At 70.9% G+C, this 4,592-nt stretch carries 2 protein-coding genes; both read left to right on the top strand.

What is annotated here, in order from left to right:
- Positions 1-2,824, top strand: a 2,824-nt coding sequence (locus tag ACIGWZ_RS39335) for a type I polyketide synthase (RefSeq protein ID WP_400072852.1), incomplete at its 5' end; no start/stop codon positions are given.
- Positions 2,821-4,592: type I polyketide synthase (locus ACIGWZ_RS39330; protein ID WP_400072850.1), on the top strand; the 1,772-nt coding region annotated here is incomplete at its 3' end. The genes ACIGWZ_RS39335 and ACIGWZ_RS39330, both read left to right, overlap by 4 nt.

Here is a 4,592-nt window from a genome sequence, read left to right as displayed (position 1 = left end):
CCCCACCCCCACCAACACCAGCAACCCCACCCACCTCGGCCTCCGCACCTCCACCCACCCCTTCCTCACCGCCACCATCGAATCCGCCACCGACAGCCGCATCACCTTCACCGGACGCCTCGACCTCCACACCCACCCCTGGCTCGCCGACCACACCCTCGCGGGCGTGCCGGTGCTGCCGCCCGGCGGGCTCGTGGATCTGGCGCTGCACGCGGCACGTCATGTGGAGCTCACCCACGTCGAAGAGCTGGTGCTGCACACTCCGTTGGTGCTTTCCGAGCGCGGCAGCACGGACGTCCAGGTCGCCGTGGAGCCGGCCGACGAGGACGGGCGACGGGCACTCACCATTCACACGCGTCCCGCCGATGCCGCCGGGGACGGTTCATGGACCCGGCGCGCGAGCGGCATCCTCAGCGACCGGCCCGCCGCCCCCGTCCACGACGGATCCGCATCCTGGCCGCCGTCCGATGCCACACCGATCGACACCCACGGCTTCTACGAGCGAGCCGCCGACCGCGGTCACCAGTACGGTCCCGCCTTCCGTGGGCTCACCGGTGTCTGGCAGGACGAGAACAGCGGACTGTACGCGGAGGCAGCGCTCCCCGAGGGCTTGGAGACCGACGGTTTCGGTGTCCACCCGGCCCTCCTCGACACCGTCCTCCAGACCCTGTTGGTCACCACGGACGAAGGCGACGTGCCGAGCGGAGTCATCCGCCTGCCGCTGGCCTGGAACGAGATCACGCTCCACGTCACCGGTACGCCTCTCACCTCCCTCCGCGTTCATCTGACGGCCGGGGCGGACGGATCCGTTGCGGCCTCGTTCAGCGATGCGAACGGTGCCCCTGTCGCCGAAGCCCGATCGCTCTCGGCCCGCGCGATCACTCCGGACAGCCTGGTGACGGCCGCCCGCAGCGAGGACTCCCTGTACGAGATCGCCTGGAAGCTGCTGCCCCTGCCCCACCCGGCCGCTCCCGGTACTGCCACCGACGTCCCCGATGACGGCTGGGTCTTCCTCGGCGAGGGGAGCTTCCCCGACCTGACGGCCCTCGGCGAGGCCCTCTCCACGGGACGGCCGGTGCCCGAGGCGGTCGTCGTCGAGGTGGTGGGGGCTCAAGGGACCGACCCCGCGGACGAAGCGCACGCGGTCGCGAGCAGCGTCCTCGCCGTCGTCCAGCAGTTCCTCACCGACCGGAGGCTCTCGGACAGCCGACTGCACCTCGTCACGCGCAGCGCGGTGAGTACGGGCCCCGGGGACCCGCTCACCGACCTGGCCGCGGCTGCCGTCTGGGGTCTGGCACGCTCGGCACAGTCGGAGCATCCCGGCCGCATCACCCTCATCGATCTCGGTCCCGCCGAGGCTTCCCGCCCGGTGCTGGCGGCGGTCGCCGCGACCGGCGAGCCACAGGTCGTCCTGCGTGAGGGCGGTGCCTACGTCCCGCGGCTGACCCGGTCGGCCGTGCCGGACGAGGCTGCGGACGCACGGCCTCCGGCATGGGATCCGGACGGGACGGTCCTCATCACCGGCGGCACCGGCACCCTCGGCGGACTCGTCGCCCGGCACCTCGTCACCCGCTATGGCGCACGGCGCCTCCTTCTCGTCAGCCGAAGGGGCCCCGACGCACCCGGTGCCCTGGAGCTCGAGGCCGAACTCACCGCCCACGGCGCCGATGTCACGATCACCGCCTGTGACACCAGTGACCGGGAGTCCCTGGCGGCGCTATGGGAAGCGCTGCCCGCCGAGCACCCCCTGACGGCCGTCGTGCACACCGCCGGCTCGCTCGACGACGCCACCATCACCTCGTTGACGCCGGACCAGCTCGACCACGCGCTCCGCCCGAAGGCCGATGCCGCCTGGCATCTGCACGAGCTCACCGAGGGGATCGACCTCGCCGCGTTCGTGGTGTTCTCCTCGGCGGCAGGCAGCCTGGGCAACCCTGGGCAGGGCGGATACGCCGCCGCCAACGCCTTCCTGGACGCGCTCGCCGCACACCGCCACGCCCGAGGTCTTCCCGCCACCTCACTCGCCTGGGGTCTGTGGGCGGAGACCAGCGGCATGACGGGGCAACTGTCCGGGGCCGACCTCGCCCGGATGAACCGCACCGGTGTCATCCCCCTTCCCACCGAGCACGCCCTGGCCCTCTTCGACAGTGCGTTGGCCTCCGGGCGGCCCCAGCTGCTGCCGGTGCGCCTCAACCGGTCGGCGCTGCGGGCCCAGGCGTCCGCCGGCGGTCTCCCGCTCATCTTCTCGGAGCTGGTGCCCGCGGCCGCGCGCCGCTCCGCCGACGACGGCGGTGCGGCCGCGCGGCTCAGGGCGCGGCTGGCCGGACTCACCGAACCGGCGGCTCAGTACGACCTTCTGCTCCAGTTGGTGCGTACCCATGTGGCCACGGTGCTCGGACACACCGGCCCGGAGACCGTCGATCCCGACAGGGCCTTCCAGGACCTGGGCTTCGGTTCCCTCACGGCGATCGAACTGCGGAATCGGCTCACCGCCGCGGTCGGCATGCGGCTGTCCGTGACCTTGATCTTCGACCATCCCACCCCGGCCGCACTCGCCCGCCATCTGCACGAGGAAATGGCCGCCGACGATTCGGCCGCCCCTCCCACGCCGGTTCTCGACGAACTGATCCGCCTGGAGGCGGCGATCGACGCGATGGCCTCGGGGAACGACGGCGAGGCGAACGCCGAACTCGCCTCCCGCCTCAAGAGCATCCTGCGGAAATTGAACACGGAGGAGCAGGGCCGGACGGCCGAGGACAACCTCAGCTCCGCGACGGACGAAGAGCTCTTCGAAACTCTCGACAAGGAGCTGGGCATCTCATGAACCGACCGAGTGCGAAGAACGACGGTGGCGCAGTCATGAACGAAGAGAAGCTTCGCGATTACCTCAGGCGCGCGACGGTCGATCTGCGCCAGGCAAACCGACGGATCAGCGAGCTCGAGGAGAAAGAACACGAGCCGATAGCGATCGTCTCGATGGCCTGCCGTTTCCCGGGCGGGGCCGACTCACCCGAGGCGTTCTGGTCCCGGCTGGCCTCCGGGCACGATTTCCTTTCCGATTTCCCGGAAGACCGGGGCTGGAACGTCGAGAGCCTCTACGACCCCGATCCGGACAGCAACGGCACGAGTTACACGCGCGAAGGCGGATTCATCGAGGGCGCGGGCCGGTTCGATCCCGGCTTCTTCGGCATATCGCCCCGGGAAGCCGTGGTCATGGACCCTCAGCAGCGACTGCTGCTGGAGGTCGCGTGGGAGACGCTGGAACGTGCGGGCATCGCCCCTGACACCCTGCGCGCCACCGCCACCGGTGTGTTCGCCGGAACCAATGGACAGGATTACCTGCGCTTCGCGGGCAGCCTTCCTGAAGGCACCGAGGGATACGCGGCGACCTCGGGATCCGCGAGCGTCATATCGGGCCGGATTTCGTACGTCCTGGGTCTGGAGGGCCCGGCCATCACGGTCGACACGGCGTGTTCGTCGTCGCTGGTGGCCATGCACTTGGCCGCGCAGGCGCTGCGCACCGGTGAGTGCGCCATGGCGCTGGCCGGCGGCGTGACGGTGATGTCCAGCCCGGCGGCGTTCATCGAGTTCTCCCGGCAGCGTGGCCTCGCGCGGGACGGGCGGTGCAAGGCGTTCGCCGGGGCGGCCGACGGCACCGGCTGGGGCGAGGGCGTCGGCCTGGTCCTGCTGGAACGGCTGTCGGACGCCGAGCGCAACGGCCATGAGGTGCTCGCTGTCATCCGGGGTTCGGCGGTCAACCAGGACGGCGCCAGCAACGGGCTGACCGCGCCCAACGGCCCGTCGCAGCAGCGAGTGATCCGGGCGGCGCTGGCCAACGCCCGGCTGACGAGCGCCGACGTCGACGCGGTGGAAGCGCACGGAACGGGGACGACGCTCGGCGACCCGATCGAGGCGCAGGCGCTCCTGGCCACCTATGGCCAGGACCGGCCGGACGAGCGGCCGTTGTGGCTCGGGTCGGTCAAATCCAACATCGGGCACACCCAGGCTGCGGCCGGGGTCGCGGGTGTCATCAAGATGGTCATGGCCATGCGCCACGGGCTGCTTCCGCAGACGTTGCACGTCGACGAGCCGACACCGCACGTGGACTGGGAGGCGGGGGCGGTCAGCCTGCTCACCGAATCGACGCCGTGGCCCGAGCTCGACCGGCCGCGCCGGGCGGGCGTCTCGTCGTTCGGCATCTCCGGCACCAACGCCCACCTCATTCTTGAGGCGCCTGCCGAGGCTGAGCCGGCGGCAGAGGAGGCCCGGGAACCCGATGCGAACCCGGTGTTCGCGTGGCCGGTCTCAGCAAGAACGGACGAGGCACTCACGGCCCAAGCGGTGCGGCTGCTGGAACACGTCACCGAACGCCCCGAACTCGACCCCGCGGAAGTCGGCCACGCCCTGGCCACCACCCGCACCCACCACGACCACCGCGCCGTGGTCATCGGCACCCGACACGATGAACTCACCGAAGCGCTGAAAGCGTTGGCCCGGGACGAGGAACACCCCGCCCTCATACGCGCCACCACCACATCCCACGGCGGCAAAACAGCATTCGTCTACTCCGGACAAGGCTCCCAACGCCCCGG

Origin of the sequence: Streptomyces sp. NPDC053427, from assembly GCF_044544985.1 — a bacterium.
Classification (GTDB): domain Bacteria; phylum Actinomycetota; class Actinomycetes; order Streptomycetales; family Streptomycetaceae; genus Streptomyces.
The sequence above is the reverse complement of the archived record's forward strand: the minus strand, read 5'-3'. Positions and strand labels throughout refer to the sequence as shown.